Source organism: Anoxybacillus sp. PDR2 (genome assembly GCF_009834045.1).
Taxonomy (GTDB): domain Bacteria; phylum Bacillota; class Bacilli; order Bacillales; family Anoxybacillaceae; genus Anoxybacteroides; species Anoxybacteroides rupiense.
On the sequence record NZ_CP047158.1, the window covers coordinates 2,353,359 to 2,370,837 of the forward strand.

Annotated in this window: 14 protein-coding genes and 2 pseudogenes; 6 read left to right on the forward strand and 10 right to left on the reverse strand. The window is 38.2% G+C overall.

Going from position 1 to position 17,479, the window contains the following annotated elements:
- Positions 1-826: 826 nt before the first annotated feature.
- Genes cas3 through GRQ40_RS11250 form a run of 4 tightly spaced genes read right to left on the reverse strand, consistent with a single transcriptional unit; the run spans position 827 to position 6,784 of the window.
- Positions 827-3,145, reverse strand: coding sequence for a CRISPR-associated helicase Cas3' (gene cas3 / locus GRQ40_RS11235; protein WP_159720016.1), 2,319 nt, complete (start codon positions 3,143-3,145; stop codon positions 827-829).
- On the reverse strand, positions 3,133-3,813 hold the full coding sequence (gene cas5b, locus GRQ40_RS11240; protein ID WP_159720017.1) for a type I-B CRISPR-associated protein Cas5b: 681 nt from the start codon (positions 3,811-3,813) through the stop codon (positions 3,133-3,135). The genes cas3 and cas5b overlap by 13 nt, the downstream gene beginning before the upstream one ends.
- A gap of 9 nt (positions 3,814-3,822) precedes the next feature.
- Complete coding sequence (locus GRQ40_RS11245) at positions 3,823-4,782, reverse strand: CRISPR-associated protein (protein ID WP_201295954.1); 960 nt, start codon at positions 4,780-4,782, stop codon at positions 3,823-3,825.
- Positions 4,772-6,784 carry a hypothetical protein gene (locus GRQ40_RS11250; protein ID WP_159720018.1) on the reverse strand — a complete coding sequence of 671 codons (2,013 nt, stop codon included), beginning with the start codon at positions 6,782-6,784 and terminating at the stop codon, positions 4,772-4,774. The genes GRQ40_RS11245 and GRQ40_RS11250 overlap by 11 nt, the downstream gene beginning before the upstream one ends.
- A 306-nt stretch (positions 6,785-7,090) precedes the next feature.
- Between GRQ40_RS11250 and GRQ40_RS11255 the strand changes: the two genes are divergently transcribed.
- A protein-coding gene (locus GRQ40_RS11255) for an IS3 family transposase (RefSeq protein ID WP_201295951.1) occupies positions 7,091-8,241 on the forward strand; the annotation gives its coding sequence in 2 pieces (ribosomal slippage) (positions 7,091-7,346 and positions 7,346-8,241; 1,152 coding nt in all).
- Between the two features lie 227 nt (positions 8,242-8,468).
- Here GRQ40_RS11255 and GRQ40_RS18560 read toward each other — a convergent pair.
- The 4 genes and pseudogenes from GRQ40_RS18560 to GRQ40_RS11270 form a co-directional block, all read right to left on the reverse strand.
- A pseudogene (locus GRQ40_RS18560) lies at positions 8,469-8,870 on the reverse strand (transposase); the annotation flags it as partial.
- A 300-nt stretch (positions 8,871-9,170) separates the two neighbouring features.
- Entirely contained in the window at positions 9,171-9,341 is a 171-nt protein-coding gene (locus GRQ40_RS18565; protein ID WP_311975604.1) for an N-6 DNA methylase, read from the reverse strand.
- Positions 9,342-9,664: 323 nt separating this feature from the next.
- Positions 9,665-11,833 (reverse strand): Z1 domain-containing protein, encoded by a 2,169-nt coding sequence (locus GRQ40_RS11265; RefSeq protein WP_236546293.1) that lies wholly within the window; start codon positions 11,831-11,833, stop codon positions 9,665-9,667.
- Positions 11,834-12,224: 391 nt separating this feature from the next.
- A protein-coding gene (locus GRQ40_RS11270; protein ID WP_201295955.1) for an IS3 family transposase occupies positions 12,225-13,375 on the reverse strand; the annotation gives its coding sequence in 2 pieces (ribosomal slippage) (positions 12,225-13,120 and positions 13,120-13,375; 1,152 coding nt in all).
- A gap of 256 nt (positions 13,376-13,631) precedes the next feature.
- On the opposite strand from GRQ40_RS11270, the gene GRQ40_RS18850 reads away from it, so the two are divergent.
- The 5 genes from GRQ40_RS18850 (at position 13,632) to GRQ40_RS11290 (ending at position 15,233) form a co-directional block, all read left to right on the forward strand.
- Positions 13,632-13,841, forward strand: coding sequence for an ATP-binding protein (locus GRQ40_RS18850; protein ID WP_269465543.1), 210 nt, complete (start codon positions 13,632-13,634; stop codon positions 13,839-13,841).
- 128 nt (positions 13,842-13,969) lie between these two features.
- Positions 13,970-14,113, forward strand: coding sequence for a hypothetical protein (locus GRQ40_RS11275; RefSeq protein WP_156487491.1), 144 nt, complete (start codon positions 13,970-13,972; stop codon positions 14,111-14,113).
- 11 nt (positions 14,114-14,124) lie between these two features.
- Positions 14,125-14,670, forward strand: a complete 546-nt coding sequence (locus tag GRQ40_RS11280; protein WP_255363070.1) for a type II toxin-antitoxin system death-on-curing family toxin — start codon at positions 14,125-14,127, stop codon at positions 14,668-14,670.
- A gap of 18 nt (positions 14,671-14,688) precedes the next feature.
- Positions 14,689-14,889, forward strand: coding sequence for a hypothetical protein (locus GRQ40_RS11285; protein ID WP_044746314.1), 201 nt, complete (start codon positions 14,689-14,691; stop codon positions 14,887-14,889).
- Positions 14,890-14,996: 107 nt separating this feature from the next.
- On the forward strand, positions 14,997-15,233 hold the full coding sequence (locus GRQ40_RS11290; protein WP_159720019.1) for a hypothetical protein: 237 nt from the start codon (positions 14,997-14,999) through the stop codon (positions 15,231-15,233).
- A gap of 269 nt (positions 15,234-15,502) precedes the next feature.
- On the opposite strand, the gene GRQ40_RS11295 is transcribed toward GRQ40_RS11290, so the two are convergent.
- Positions 15,503-15,931, reverse strand: coding sequence for a restriction endonuclease (locus tag GRQ40_RS11295; RefSeq protein ID WP_236546295.1), 429 nt, complete (start codon positions 15,929-15,931; stop codon positions 15,503-15,505).
- Between the two features lie 291 nt (positions 15,932-16,222).
- A pseudogene (locus tag GRQ40_RS11300) lies at positions 16,223-17,414 on the reverse strand (IS1182 family transposase).
- Positions 17,415-17,479: the final 65 nt, after the last annotated feature.

Below are 17,479 nucleotides of genomic sequence, written 5' to 3' on the forward strand. Positions count from 1 at the left end.
AATGTTAAAATTCACTTTACCAAAATTTTTCCGGGGTGTTACTAGGCCATTTACTTTTAAATTTTATCAGTTCTAACCCTTTTGAAATTCTAAAACCATGATTATACCCCTATTGTTTAAAATCCGTTCTTTGTTGTTCAAATGGTCTAATACCAGTCTTTATTGCTTGGGGACTTGGGTAATAGAGTGGATAGACGAATTGGCCATTCCACTTTGAAAATATTGCTACATTTTTATTTAAAACTAGCGAATGTGGTTCAATTTCTTTTAATGCTTCTAAGGCGGGTTGCCCTAGCATGACAATCACCTTGTTTAAGGAAAAATAAAACTTTAGTAAAACACAAAATAAAAATTAAGCACTAAATTGGAAACATAACAAGCCAGTTTTCTCACAACATATCATTCCGAAACACGGACTTTACATATGGTAGGCTTTTTCCCTAGTGAAATAAGGATTCCTATTGAAATAAATGCTTGATAAGACAACTTAGTAGTTTTCTTCAAAAAACGATAGAGAAATCTTCTTTTGTTAGAAGCATGGTGTAAAAAGCACTGATACGTTAGTATCGGAAGTCTTCCTCTTAACTCTTTATTCTCTTTATTAATATTTTTAGATTTTTTCCTTTTGTATTTTTCAGAAGAGAAGGGCCAATGTGAGCCCTCTCTACTCTAACCCTTACTCCAGACGTTTGAGTATCATGTTTTTCCTTGATAGTCGAGAATTTGTTTAGGGTTATTTGCATGTTTCGGTTTGCATGCTACAAGCCACTAAGTATTTGCTTCTACATAACAGCTTCTATTCAATCATTTAACAAAATGTTTAAAATTAATCATAAACATCGATTTTCAAACCGTATAGTTCATCATAAATTTTCTTGTCCTGTAAAATCGGTATCTTTTTTTGCAGATACTCCTCTTGACTTATGATAGACAACGCCTTTTGGGCAAGAACATCAAGTACATAGTAGTTGAATAAAATCATAAAAAGCTTGCGTTCTTCAAATGACAAGTTCGCCATAAATTGTCTATCCGAATATTTGTTGTAAATTTGTTCAGGATCGGATACTTGAAATTTCTTTTTTAGTTTGAGAATTTTTTCGTCTATTTCTTCCACCTCAGGTTCGTACGGGACAAAGATCGGCAATCTTGGGTCATTCATATGAAAAGGCTGGACGGATGACAATTTATTCCATCCACCCTCATAGGCATCTTTAATTTTCATCAATGCTGCTTCATAAGTGTTTTGGCGGAACATTTCCGAATAATACTGATTTACCAAATCTACCATTTCCAGTTCTGTGTATAATGTTTTTTCTTTCAGGATACGGTCGGTTATTTTTTGTAGATTTTTGGGATAAATCATGGACCGGGTGTCAATATTCCCATTCTGATAGAAAGGAAAAATGGTTAATAAACCAGCTTTTTCTCCATTTTCCATATGCCGATTGACTCTACCACCCGTTTGAAAGATGGACGGAAGTAAGGATAGCGCACGGGCAATATGTTGAAAGCTTAGATTTACTCCCGTTTCAAAAATTTGTGTTGATACCACATAAAGAGGACGGGTTTGCTTCTCTTTTAAAAGATCGTCAATCTTTTTGATTTGCGCTTTTTTATGAATCGGTGTCATTAAACCGTGCACAAGATACGCATTTTTTCCTCTCTTTTTCAAATTATCAAAAGAAAGTATCGCATCTTTCACTGTATTTACGATAAGCGCTTGTGTTTCCCTTTCATTTTTTTCCATAAAACCAACGACTGTTTCTTCAGATTGCACCTCTGTTTCAATTACGACTTGATAGCGGTTATGTTCCGCAGAACTTTTGATAACCAGCTTCTTCGGTTCATTCGACAAGCCATATCGAAAAGGCGGCATCGTCGCAGACAAAAAAATTACTTTTAGGCGGACGATCTCGGCCAATGCTTCTATTCCACACAAAAACAAATTCCAAACTTCCGGACTAAAGATTTGCGGTTCATCAATAATAATGACACTATTTTTCAAAAACGCTCTTCTTAGTGTATCTTGAGCTCGACTTGGAAAGATCGCCTTACATAGTTGTTGGAAACTCGTGCAGACAAGGGAATGAGCCCATGACTCCATTGCCAGCTGACTAAAACTCGTTCTCTGCTCAGGATCGTCATCTAAAATGGCCAATGAATGATGCTGTAAAACTACTGTGTCAAATAACTGTTCAATCTCGGAAGCGTTTTGTTCTAATATTGATAAATAAGGCGCGACGTAGATAATTTTTTGAAAGCCTTGGTGTTCTCCAAACCAAGTGGCCATTTTCAAAGAAGTTATCGTTTTTCCATAACCAGTCGGCATTTTCAATGTATAAAAAGTATGATCCGGTTCTTCTTCCAACTGGCGCATCATTTCTTGTTGGGCTTCTATTCTCATAACTGACAATGGTTCATCAGCATGTTTTTTACTAAAGTCATTGACAGCTTTATGGAATCGTTTAAAATCTTGCTTTGCTAACCATTGTGTGCTGACTTCTTTTACATGAAAACGGTCACCAGAAATTAAACTTGTCGTCATCTGTCTCCAAACTTGCAACCTTTTCATAACCGGAAGCGCTTCCCACTCTTCATATTCTAAATCAAGCTCATCATATATGTCTTCCAATAGTCTTGCACACTCATGAATCCAATGAATAAGCGACGACTCGCTCAATTTCACATTTTCCGATTCTTTATATTGCTTTTTAAAAAACATTTCGATGCCTTCTAAATCAATTTTTGACCATTCATATTTTTTTAACCAACTATCATCATTTAAATCACTTAACTTTCCATGGTGACTACGGATATCCTGTATCAACCACAACCATAGAATTTTATATTTCTCCCATAAATCTATATGTTTCAAAAAATGATAACCTAGGTAAGAAAACAGAAAGGCCCCACAAGCGGAATGATTGGGCCTTTTTTTAATTGCGGAAGATTGTATATATGCTTGCCATTCGAGATGCGCTTTGGCCACATCATGGCATACGCCGGATAAACCAGCTAATCGGACCGTTGTATTATCAAACTCCCGCAAAAAATATTCCATCGATCGTTTAACGAAAACCGAATGTTCGATTAGGCTCACACCAGGTCTCGCTATACATGTTTCAAAAGGGACTATACGAGACATACAGCATCATCCTTTACTTTCACCAGCGTAAAATCATCGGATATATTTTTCCTTAATTTGATTGTAATCGGCTTTCCATCTCGTTCATAGAGAAATGAAACCGACTTCTCAAAAATACGCCTTCCTTTATACTCGAGCATAAAACCACCAGCCCGCCGATAATAACGCCCGGCCTCTAGTTCAACTTTTTCAATGATGGAAGTCGGAATCACTGTCGATAACGTTATCGTTTCCGGGGAACTGATTTCCACTGCATCGCTCACATCTCTTAATTCTGGTTTTGTTAAAGCGTAAGCAACACCTAAATATGGAATATAGACTGACTGTTCCATCTTTAATCGGTTAATTAATTCATCAGTATATTCATCGCCAGCATAATAAATCCGATAAGCTGGATTCACTAGTAATTCGATTGTTGTTGGGCGATTAAAGGAATTACCGCTATCTTTTCCCAACATAGATAATTGTTGCGCTGATGTTCGGACAGGATTCAATAATTGAATGCCGACTTTATCTTTCGTTACAAAATCGGTAATTCCTAATATCGAACCAACCAACCCCTTCGCTGCAGTTGGTGTTATAAAAGGATATGTTAAATGGGTCGCTGTTGTATCCGGACGGCGAAAATGGGCAATTTTCCCTTTTACATCAAAAATGACAACTTTCATCATCATCGCCTACCATAGTGGTTGTTTATAAATCTCTATATTTCCATCAACAGCAACAGAAGGATGCACCCAAATACGAACATTCGCGATTTTATCTTTATATTCATTTAATTTTTCCAATAACGGTGATACATTTAATGTAATATCTTTTACGGATGACGGTCGTTTTCCGCCGTTTCTCCATACTTCTTCCCCAGGCACTAATTCAATCAAGTCTTCCAAATACCCAATCCGGAAAAACGGATTATTGTATTCTACATGCAATAAGAAAAGCGGTTGCTGTTGCCCACGGCCTCTTGCTTGGCGGTATTGGGTCCCTTGCCATAAAGCTTTTAATAGCAGCTCTTGATCATCTTTTGTCATTTTCGTCTGTTCCGCAATTTTAGCGTTGATCACCCCTGACATGGCAAATACTGCGAAGGGTACAATATAACTTGTCCAAATAGTTCCTTGAGTTTTCCCTTCGCCGCCATCATCCTTTACATCTGAACTAGGCATAACCACTGTTCCTTGGATATATTGGCTATCAACTGGGTGTAAAGAATGTGCCCACCCAAATTGAACGGGTCCTGTTAAATTAAATTTTGGTTTTACAGAATAAACAATTCCAAAAGTTCTTACATCAAAACAATGCTCCACCAAAATTGACTTCATATCCGTTTTCGCTTCTTGTTTTTTACCCACTTGTTCGGCAATGGATTCGGCCAAACTCCCCCTTCCTAACAATTTACCTTTTTCATTCACTTTCTCTTGAACAAAGATAAAATTCTTTTTGCTTGTCCCACCATTTGTTTCAGCGCTCAACACATAATCTCTTACATCGCGCTTTATACTAACATCACTAAGGGAAATTCTTCCGTCCTCTTCCGGAAAAAGTCTTCTCGCATCACTATCTTGCAATGGGTCCCGATTCGGAATTCCATCTTTCACTGATTTGATAAAAACAATTTCTCCATTATTAATTGCCACTTTCATTTCCCTCCTCTTTTTGCTCTTTTTTATACACTAAATAACCAGACCAAAACGCCGTCATAAATTTATCTTTCTCATTTATTAAAAGTTTTTTATTATCTGCCTCAATAAAAGCTTGAAGAACATATGGAAGCACTTTTTCAAAATTTGAAGCTAAATTCATGTTCCACTGTAACTTTAATGGTTCACAAATTAATATACCAGATTTCCAAATCATTTCCGGAGTTATTTTAGAACCAAATTTGATCACTCGATGTTTGAGAAAGTCATCATGACCTGTTTTGAAATGATAGGAATGCGAAAATTGCTTTAATAAAAGACCTGTAACAAAACCAAGTTGTTCCACTTCTAATAAATCTTCTAAAAAGATCTTGCCTTCACGATACTTATCTAATAATAAATTCCAACCATTCAATGTCTTCACCCTCTCCTTATTTTGGGCAATTCGCAAACTATATTTATTGTAAAATGCTAGAAAAACAAAATGGAAAACAAGTTCATCCATCATCCCCCAATAATCTTCTTTATTTGCTAATTCAGCCAGTTTTCTTGCAGTGGCTTCATAAACTCGATTAATGCCTAAAGGTTGTTGATGGAAGATAGATTGTAATGTACTCCAAGTATAACCTTGCCCAAATGCATTACTAATGATTGATGGTAAAGATTGAACTCTATAAAATGTTCTATCTTGACTTAAGTTGAAAAAGGCACGTATATCAAATAAGTCAATGGTATTAATCTCTTTAATTAACGTTTGCAATTTTTCTGCGACGCTTGGGATAATATCTGTCAACATTAATCGGACATGCATATTCCCACGTGACAAGTCGCCCGAATAATATAATAAATTTAACCTATGTTCATCACTAAAGCGTGGAATAATACGATTAATTCCTGCTAATATTTCTAAATGAAGATCTGCGTCCGTTAGATTTTCTTGGTTTAAAATTCTACTATATTTCTTATAAAGTTGCTGCGAGTCCCCGTCCAGTAAAGGAACGACTAAAGGAACTCCATATATCTGTTCAAAGCTTGTACTCTTCATTTTCCTTTTCGCTTCGACATTCATATATGGGGCAAACATTTCTTTTAAAATCGCATTAGATATCGGCGCCGTTATTTGCTTCAAAAATTGAGCACCATAAAGAAAAGCTTCATATGATTTTTTATCTACTTTTATACCATTTATCCAATCATTTTTCTCCCAATGAATCGGTTTCGGCATTTCCCAAGTCGGCGATAACCAAAGCCATGATTTGTTATAGATAGAAACAACTTCCTCTTCCTGTTTATTGGTAATCGTAGAAATTGCCTTCTTTTTATAACCCAATTCTTTAGCTTCGGAAAATCTGGCCTCAATAATCCCTTCAAGGGCAATATCACCATCTAAATAAAGGTGTGAGCTAGGAAAAAGTTTGCTTTCCGTAATTCTTAATAGCTTCTTATCCAAATTATTTCCTGAGAGACTTTTAAAAGAAGGTGAATTCAAATCACAAATATATAAGATTCCCAATTGTTTTTCATCTTCAATAAAAGAATCATAGTTTTCTTTTAATAAAGCCGCAACTTGTTGAGCGATGCACTCAAGCCTTTCATCTGATTCATTTTTATATATCACTGTCTTTTTCAGTCTTGGCAAAACAACCTTGGAGGCAAATTCTTTTTCCTTGTTCATGTCATTAATATGCTTCTCGTACATCAAAAACACTGGCACAGGATAAATTCCTTGCGCATGTAACGGATTCCCGCCGTTTGGATAAATAATAGGAAAAGCTGCATTCCTCGTTTTATCGACTTGAAAATCTTCTCCCTCATCATTTCCGATTTCTAAAAAATGAAAATCTGCATGATCAGCAAATATCTCTATTAAAAAAACATGTTGAAAGAAATTTTTACAAACCTCATTGTCGACATCTGTCAACCAGCGAATTCTCTGTTCATTTGAGAGATCTCCAGAAACAATGGGACGGCCAATTCGAATAATATCTTCTGACAACATTTATTTTAATTCACCACCCTTATTTGAATGAAAGACTCCTTGCTTTCTGTAGGTCAACTTTCAACACTCTGGATCTTCCCCGATTCTTCTCAACATTAGCGCTGTTGCATTTTCAAATATCGAGATAGCACCAATCGATTCGCAAACACTATTCAAATTGTGTTCGTTTGATTATTTATAACTATCTTATTTTTGTATAAAGATCCTTGTAACAAATGCGGCTAAACAATCTGATGCTAGACTAAATAGTGGACACCGAGAATCGAGAATGCGACAATAAACCTAGCAAAATCGAGGTGTCCGAAGATGAGTCAGAAATATGACAAAGAGTTCAAAATCCAAACCGTAAAAATGATTCAGGAACAGGGGAAGCCGGTGGCGCAGGTCGCCCGAGAATTGGGCGTATCCGACAATACTCTGTACCGCTGGATCAACGAATTCAAACAGGATCCGGTCCATGCGTTTCGCGGCAGCGGCAACTTGAAAATCGAGGAAAAAACCCTTCTCGAAATGCAGAAACGAATCCGCCAACTCGAGATGGAGAACGAAATTTTAAAAAAGGCGATGCACATCTTCGCAAAAGACCGGAACTGATCTTTGCGTTTATCCACAAACACCGCTCCAAGTATCCGGTATCGGAGATGTGCAAGGTTTTGAACGTATCCCGGAGTGGTTATTATCAATGGACCAGGCGCCAGGAAAGCGAGCAAAAGAAACGTCGCCGAGAACTAGAACAACAGATTAGCCGTATCTTTGTGGACTCGCGTCGCCTGTACGGCAGCCCGAAGATCGCTCAAGTCTTGCGCCAGCAAGGTGTTCGGGTATCCGAAAAAACGGTCGCCCGCATCATGAAGGAACTGGGGCTTAAGTCGCGCACCGTCAAGACATACAAGACGACGACGAACTCGAACCACAATCTGCCAGTGCATGACAATGTGCTGAACCAGCAGTTCAGGGCACAAGCTCCCAATCAAGTCTGGATGGCGGACATCACTTACGTTCCGACAGACGAGGGATGGCTCTATGTCGCGAGCGTAATGGACTTGTACACGCGCAAAATCGTAGGCTGGCACGCCGATGAGCGAATGACCAAGGAATTGGTCCTGCAAGCTCTGGATCAGGCTTACAACCGTCAACGGCCGAAAGGCGAAGTCCTGCATCATTCCGATCGCGGCAGCCAATACGCATCTCATGAGTACCAAAAACGGCTCTTGAAATACGGGATGAAATGCAGCATGAGCCGCAAGGGCAACTGCTATGACAATGCCTGCATCGAATCGTTCCACAGCGTGCTCAAAAAGGAACTCGTCTATCTGGAGAAGTTCAGAACCCGCAAGGAAGCCCAAAGTCGGATTTTTGAATACATCGAGTTTTTCTACAACCGGAAACGCGTACATTCCGCTATCGGGTATCTTACACCTTTTCAATACGAACGAATGTACGGTCAAATTGCGTAATTTTCTCGATTCTGGCTGTCCAATCTATTGACAGAGGTCCAATCTATTCTAAACTTCTCATCATTCCCTCTCAGTTTCATGCTAAAGCAAATTCACTGTTTTGGTTTACTTGAAGTTGGAATTCACTCTCTACCCCCTCTAAAAATGTTAATATATTGATTCATCATGCCTGCTTCTTCCTTGTCTTCAGTTTGTTCAGACAATCGTTATTTTCAAAGGTAGTGGCTCTAGACTGCTTGTGCTTGAGTTTGGGAGAAGATATCTTGTATCATTCGTTCCCCACAAATGCTTGTAGTTTCACACAAACGATTTAGAGAATCTTCGATAGCTTTTCACATAACACAACCATCGATTGTTTCAGACGCAACGGATTGGCGGGACGTGTCGTATAATTCATGAAGGGAGCGAAACGTTGCGTTATGACAAATGAGAAGCATCATTACCCGAAAGAGGAGGGCGCGTAACCGTTTTTGTTCTCTCTTCGAGATGCGCTTTTATCCTTTGTGCTACCTAGACGAATTTTCTTTCAACATCAAGCCTGCTAATTTCATGAGTTGTCGCTGATCTTGTTACTAATGAAAACTCCCGATTTCCGACAACAGTTTCACAATTGTCGCAACACCTAGCCCGTCGTTTCCCTTCTCCAATCTCAATTTTGGCTGTTTCTCGTTTTTTCCTCGACTTTGATAAGTTTTAAAAAGCACTTGCTTCTTCTAAAACAGCTATCTTTTCTCTAATAATTGATATTTTTAATTTTAATGGACATTCTACAATAATACGTCTATATCCAATCGTCAAAGATTTTTACATATTTTCCTTCCTCAAAATTTCCATATAGCCGTGTAATCTCGCTAATATGTTCATCTAAAAGCTCATTGAGCTTTTTATCTAGTGGCTTTCTCATTTTTTGAAATAATGTATCGCATTGATCAGCTGAATTTTCCCTCTACGTTTTTTCCTCTTAATTTTTTTACAACGCTTATATACGTGGAAATGCCTGTATTATAGAAAAGTTGATCAGACAAAGCAACAATTGCCTCTAATAAGTCATTTTCAATAATCCATTTTCGTATTTCAGACTCCCCTCTCCCCTTGTAAATAAAGGTGAATCGTTAAATACAATGGCCATGCGAGAGCCATCTTCATGCACAGGCTTCATTTTTGATATTATGTGTTGTAAGAATAATAATGAACTATTGGATACAAGCGGTAACCCTGCACCAAAACGCCCTTCAAATCCAAGTGTTTCATGCTCGACTCTATTACATCTTACATTTTTTTCAATCTACTTCATTTGAACCGTTTTCGCTAAACAAGAATGCAACTCATCATGAAAACTCCTATACCAACTGGAAATTGAATCTATAGTGTATTTTATCAGATGAGAACCAAACCCTCTCCTTTTCCAACTTACTCTTGCACTTCACTCGTAAATACCACCGTTGGCGTTTTCACTGGCGTGACAAGTACAGGCCACCAAAATGGTGCACCTCTCCATCCTTGTTCTTCTAAGCCTTGCTGGCGTGTAAGAATGAGGACAGGGTTTTCCGTTGGCAATTCTTTTCGCAACATTTAATTCGTTTTGGCCCCCGCTTGCTGTATCTGGAGCATCTTCATAACGTCCTGTGCTTTTACGGAAACGGGCAATGTTTCTATCTTTACGTACAACACACCAAACTTTACCGATATGTTGTTCAGGCACGTTGTTTGCCAAATACTCCATGCTGGAGATAAATGCTTTGACATCCCATCTCTCTCCTGCCTCCGGATCAAATGTTTCATGGATTTTTTCTATAATCGTAACCGCATCCTTTAAATCAATCAGTACAGGGGCATTTCCTTGAACGAACGAGTCTACCATTTTATCAATTTCTTGTACGGTTTTAGAAATATATGTTTTATACCCGGTTTGAAAGCCAATAGGCAATAGACGCTTTAACGGTTTTAACGTTGTCACTTTAGACATCAGAATTTTATTTGGTGAACAAGGGATGATTTTATTACTTGTATCTTTTTGAATGAAGATGACCCCGTTATCATTTCCATTTTCAATAGCAGCACGCAATGCTGAGTCAAACTCATGAATTTTACGCATGACATCGTAAATTTCTTCGGTAGTATAAAAACGTGTAACAGCTAAATCCTGTATCGGACGATAGCCAAACATACGCGAGTGCTGCAACACCGTATCTTGTTGAAATGTTTTTGGACTGCGACCGTAATAAAAACCAATCAAGTTTCCGATCGTGACTCCGCGGTCTAAAATTTGTCCACCGATAAAAATATTTAATGGCACACGAAGCTTCAATTGTCCGGTGTCATCTAATAACTCATTGACATCTTTTTCAGAATTGACTTTTGTAATCATAATATGGTCTTTTCTGATAGCTTGAATGACTTCGTATTTCACTTCTTGAAACTCTGGAACGTCACAATTCAACAGTAAAAGCGATTTTTTTAAGTTATCGTATGATTCTTTTATTAAATCTGTGAGTAGTTCTGGATTTTCATGAACAATAACAGAAAGGTGTTGTTTCATTTCAATTACGACTTCTTCTTGCCATTCATGAGCTTGCTTTTTTTGTTCCGTATGGATAATGAAGCTGTATTTTTTAGGACGTTCTCCAATTTTTTTACTTTGGATACGCCGAATCACTCCACCAACAATGAAATTCATCACAGCTGCACTCAATGAATGCACTTTATGGCTAGTCAATACTTCCTCAATTTTAAAACGTCTGGGATCCGGCTTTTTTAATATAATGAGTTCTTCAGGGGAAATCGGCTCATAAATATAATAGGCAATCGTGTTCTCTTCTTCGCTTTCCCGAAAATAGTAATCACCGCCTATATATTCTTTTGGGACAGGAACTAATTGTGTGAAAGCGGGCTTCACTGGTTTAAACACAAAGCCGCGAAACTCGATATTATCAGGTTGTAAATATAATGAATACGGCGTCGCCGTTACCTGCAAAAAATCACATTGTTCCAAGCTTTGACGAATGTCATCGATTTGCCCTGCAATCACCTTAATCTCGTATATTTCACTTTTCGTTTTAGAAAACCCAACACTCGCATAATCCGCCTCGTCGTCAATTATTAATATTTTTTTATTGGTAAGAGACGGATATGTTTCAAACAGCGCTCTTTTTAGGCGATTTAAATTGTTTTTTTCTTTTTTGACAACGAAGATGATTTTTTGCTCTAGTTCATAGTTTGTTAAGTTATCGGGAAGAGACATAATATCGAAAATTTGCAGAATATCATCATGCTTAAAATCTTCAAATTCCATTTTTAGACGCTCATACGTTTGTTGCGCTAACGCTTTCGTTCCTTTTGTCAAAATAACCGCAACATCATATCCGTTATCAAATGCTAAAGCTGTAATACCGATAAAAGTACGGGTTTTGCCGCTCTGAATTTTTCCTAACAACATTCCCGGCCGACTTAAACTTGTATCATTGTGCAATAATTTTTTAACTGTATTTTCAATACAAACCTTCGTTTCATTAGAATATCCGTTCTTTTTATCTAATCCTTTATAGAATGTGCCATTCAGATTTAAGTCCATTTCTGTTGGAACTGTTGTCATTGAATGGTCCTCCCCAATCCAAAATATTTTCTACACATCAAATTATAGTTAAATATTATTTTGGTAAAAAATAAAAAAATATTAAATCCTTATAGGTAAGATAAACCTTGCTACACAACAAATGATAGTGTTTCAATCTCTTCTAGCTAAGATATCTTGATGGGTTGGTTAGTTGGTTAATAGTATATTTCTTAGCCATACAATTTGTCAAGAGTTTTCTTCAATTTCCAACAAGGTGGTCAGCGTCAATGGTGTAGGTACTTGATTTGAGTACTTGAGACCGCATCTTTAAAAAATCTTTTCCTTGCAAGCACTCTTCTTTTTGTTTGATTTTAGTACGTTTTTCGTTCTGGACCTCTGTCAATAGATTGGACAGCCAGAATCGAGAAAATTACGCAATTTGGCCGTACATTTGTTCGTGTTGAAAAGGTGTAAGATACCCGATAGCGGAATGAACGCGTTTCCGGTTGTAGAAAAACTCGATGTATTCAAAAATCCGACTTCGGGCTTCCTTGCGGGTTCTGAACTTCTCCAAATAGACGAGTTCCTTTTTGAGCGCGCTGTGGAACGATTCGATGCAGGCGTTGTCATAGCAGTTGCCCTTGCGGCTCATGCTGCATTTCATCCCGTATTTCAAGAGCCGTTTTTGGTACTCATGAGATGCGTATTGGCTGCCGCGATCGGAATGATGCAGGACTTCGCCTTTCGGCCGTTGACGGTTGTAAGCCTGATCCAGAGCTTGCAGGACCAATTCCTTGGTCATTCGCTCATCGGCGTGCCAGCCTACGATTTTGCGCGTGTACAAGTCCATCACGCTCGCGACATAGAGCCATCCCTCGTCTGTCGAAACATAAGTGATATCCGCCATCCAGACTTGATTGGGAGCTTGTGCTGTGAACTGCTGGTTCAGCACATTGTCATGCACCGGCAGATTGTGGTTCGAGTTCGTCGTCGCCTTGTATTTCTTGACGGTGCGCGACTTGAGTCCCAGTTGCTTCATGATGCGGGCGACCGTTTTCTCGGATACCCGAACACCTTGCTGGCGCAGGACTTGAGCGATCTTCGGGCTGCCGTACAGGCGACGCGAATCCACAAAGATACGGCTAATCTGTTGTTCCAGTTCTCTGCGACGTTTCTTTCGCTCGCTTTCCTGACGCCTGGTCCATTGATAATAACCACTCCGAGATACGTTCAAAACCCTGCACATCTCCGATACCGGATACTTGGAGCGGTGTTTGTGGATAAACGCAAAGATCAGTTCCGGTCTTTTGCGAAGATGTGCATCGCCTTTTTTAAAATCTCGTTCTCCATCTCGAGTTGGCGGATTCGTTTCTGCATGTCCAGAAAGGTCTTTTCCTCGATTTTCAGGTTGCCGCTGCCGCGAAACGCATTGGTCGGATCTTGTTTGAATTCGTTGATCCAGCGGTACAGGGTATTGTCGGATACGCCCAATTCCCGGGCGACCTGCGCCACTGGCTTCCCCTGTTCTTGAATCATTTTCACGGTTTGGATTTTGAACTCTTTGTCGTATTTCTGACTCATCTTCGGACACCTCGATTTTGTTAGGTTTATTGTCGCATTCTCAATTCTCGGTGTCCACTTTTTAGTCTAGCATCAATAGCCTTTGACGCACCTCAATAAATCATCCATCAATCTCTCTCCAATCTTCTTTTGGTTTTAACCGGGTAACAACGCTAACGATCTCACCGGTATCATTAGCTTGTATTACCGCAATACCATCTTTAAATGAAAAAGAAAAACAGCTAGTGAATCAGTGAGAAAAAACGATTGATTTATGATGAATGAGCTGCATTCCTGTAAACCAAGAAGGGCACAGCTTCTTTTCCGAGGCATTGCAGGATGGAATGACCACAACCTGGAATTCAGTTGCCTATTCCATGATAAACGATTGACTACGGCTATCATTGACCGACTTGTTCATCACAGCTATCTCTTAACATTTACAGGAACTAGTTATCGTCTGAAACATTCTTATATGAACTTATAAAAAGACTTGGGGTGTTGAAAAAAATCTTGCGTTTCGCTTAACTTTTTAGTTGAAGAAAACAGATTTCTATATATTTTGAGAAAATATATGATATGATAAGTAATAATACAAAGAAAGGGGGAATATATATGTTTCAAAATGATTTAATTTTGGAGGATGTAATGAGAAAAGAAATCAATAAATCAAATGGAAAAGATGCAAAGTTACAAAAGATTGCCGCCAAAGTCATCAAAAGAAATTATAAAGGTCTAAAGAGGTTGAGTAAAAATTGAAAATTGAATCATTGAGGCCTGAACACATTAGGATGTTTCATGATATGGCTCTCAAAGAATTTGGAGGATTACCCGGAGAGCATGAGCCAAGTCTTATTGACAGCCTTGCATATAAGCCATTTCAAATTTATAATTTTGGCGGTCATACGTATGAACCTTATCCAGGTTTATTTATGAAAGCCGCAGTATATATGCATACCTTATCCAGCAATCAATACTTTGTGGATGGGAATAAACGAACAGCATATATTACTGCAGCTTCTTTTTTGGAGCTAAATGGGTATGTCGTCGTGATATCAGATTGGGAATTGTATTTTGCTTCCAAACTCGTTGCAAATAAAAAGTGGAGCCTGGAAACATTGGCGGGTTGGTTAGAAATCAACAGCGTACCTGAATCTCAATATACAGAAGACATGGAACCAAGCAAGGAAACCTTGCTGCAGCTATATAAAGAATACATAGACTTATTAAATGAATTAGAGATTCAGGAAATTTTAACAGAAGAAGAAGTCGAAGAACGAAAAGAACTCCAAAAATTATTAGATGACATGCAATAGGAATAAAAGAGTGAAAAGATGAAAGTAAAAGTCATCGCAAATAAACCTGATACAAGACCGAGAACGGGTGCACAATTGCCGATTGAACATTTGATTGGAAAGATTTATGAGGTTAAATACTACGATAAGGAAGACCAATCCGTTACCGTTTATGAAGAGTCTTTTGGCGGTGACATCGTATTAAATAAAAACGAATACGAAATTATGAAAGCTCATTGATTGGCTTTCACTTTTTTCTTTTCTGCCTCAATACACAAGAATACTCTATAAAATGAGACAGAAAAAAATTTTAAGGTTTAACTTCCTAAGAAAAGGAGGGATAGAGGATGTTATATAAGTTTTCAGAGTTATCAGATCAAGCTAAAAAAGTAGCAGTAGAAGAATACATACTTGATGCCAAGCTTTTTGGATTTTGGGATGATGGCCAAACAGAAAAAGATGTATACGAATTACTTGCATCTCCATGGGAAACTCATCGATATGATGAAAACGGAGTATTACAAGGGAAGGTTCATTATTTAGATCATAATCAAATTGAATTTATTGAAACAGGTGAATATTGATAAAAAGTTACCGTAAGTTGTGGCAGCTTTTTATTGTTACATATTTTTGTGCGAAAAATAGAGAATAAAATTAATATTTTATGATTTTTGAGAAATAAACGAGCAAATTAATGACTAATTAAACTTAGTATGTTGTAATATTTATACAATATTGTAAATTAAATCAAAAAAACAGGAGTGATAAAAATGAAAATTGGTTTTTCAAACTTCTTCAATTCTTATTATTTTAGTTTCTGTTATATTAGTTTTCCTAGTATTCGGATTTCTATTTAAAAAATCAAAAAAAGAAAAAAATTATTAAATATATTTTCCGATTGCTTCAGGCCATCAAGCCAATATTCCACCAACTTTACACCGTCAATCAATTCTATATTCAATCCTTCTGCAAACTTGCGAGCATTCTCTGCAAACGATCCAGTCGTCACGACATATCCGCCATTGGCACCACTTTTCACCATATTGGAATGTAACCGGGCGATTGGATCATATGAAAGATCACCTTCGTAACATTTCACTTGTCCTAAATATAGACCATCATCACGTCTATGTTCAAAATCTACACCAAAATCCCCGATAGCTGGACTTACCCATGTAGTGCCCCCTATATTTCTTTTCCATGACCTGAGCACAGAAGTTTTCAAATTGTAATGGCTCTTGCTTGATATAGATTTTTGAATATCTCTTTTGTTTTCCGTCATTGTTGTTTTCCTTACAAAAACGAAAATATAGTCCCATTTCCAGTATTTTCTTCATTTCGAGACTATGTTCCATCTTCTTCGCAATGAATGAGGTTTGATACTCATAACCACGCTTCGTAATTCAAAAATGGATAGCAGCTGTAAGTATGACTACTCCCAACGCTATTTCAAATACAATCATGATCTCACTCCTTCATCTAAAAGGATAGGCAAAAAGGAGTATAGTGATGCAAATAAAAGCCTACTCAAAACGAGTAGGCTACAGACTGTAGACAAAATAGGGTTCCAGACTCAGTGTCTGAACCCTATTTCGATGAAAATAAGAGCCTGGATGTAAAAAACAGGAAGATCCTTGGTGGCCCTCCATAGCCATGTAGCTAGTTTTTTCAAATTCATGGCAACACAAACAAGCATCGCCTGCATTAAAACTTTTTCCAGACCTTGATAAACTGTCCAACGCAGACCATGCTTCTCTTTCATATCTGCAAACACTCGTTCAATCGTTTCTTTTCTCCGAGCGTAGATTTTTTTGTTTTCTTCGGTATGTCTTAAATGTTCCCCTTCTTCATAATATCCTTGCCATCGGACGAGTATAAGGAAGAACCGGACGAACCTCTTCATCGATAAGCAGTTTCGCTACCGCAGGAGTTTTGTAACCCGCATCTAACGCCAAAGCCGAGGGTTTCCCCACGTTCTCTTTGACTCGATAAAAGAGCTCATGAAGGACTTGACTGTCATGGACATTGCTTGCCTTTACCACCGTGTGCAGGATAAATCCGTTATCCTCGCACATCGTATGAAACGAATAAGCAAAGACTCGTTCCCTCTCATTTTTGACAAATAATCCACTCTCAGGGTCCGTCGTACTGACTTTGACCTCCCGAACCTCTGGAGAAGATTCAGGAGGTAGAGGCTTTTTTCCGTGTGCCACTCGATCTTCGTTGATTTCTTTCTCTAATTGAGACTGATAGGTTTTTGCTTCCACTCGGATCCTTTCTTTCTTATATTTTCGCTTATTCGCATTCGCTTTGACATGAGTGGAGTCCGCATCCATATATTCCGTATTCACAAATCCGTGCTCAATGGCTTGAGAAAGAATATGGGAGAAAATCTGTTCAAATCGATTCGAGTTCTTGAAACGACGCTCGTAATTCTTACCAAATGTGGAGAAGTGAGGGATCGGATCATGAAAGTCGAATCCCAAAAACCAACGATACGCCACGTTGGTTTCCATTTCTTTGATGGTTTGTCGCATGGAGCGAATCCCGAATAAGTACTGAATCAATGGAATTTTAATCAGAACGACAGGATCAATACTTGGACGACCTTTATCTTCCGAATACAAATCTTTCACCAAATCATAAATAAACGAAAAATCAATCGCTGCATCGATTTTTCGAACAAGATGGTCTTGTGGTACTAACTCATCGAGAGTAACAGCCATCATCGAATGACGTTTGTCCGTATTTTGTCGTTGAAGCATCTTTCTCACCTCCATGCACCTGACTATTCCTCAACTATAATAAAACAGCTTGTCGACTTTGTCGA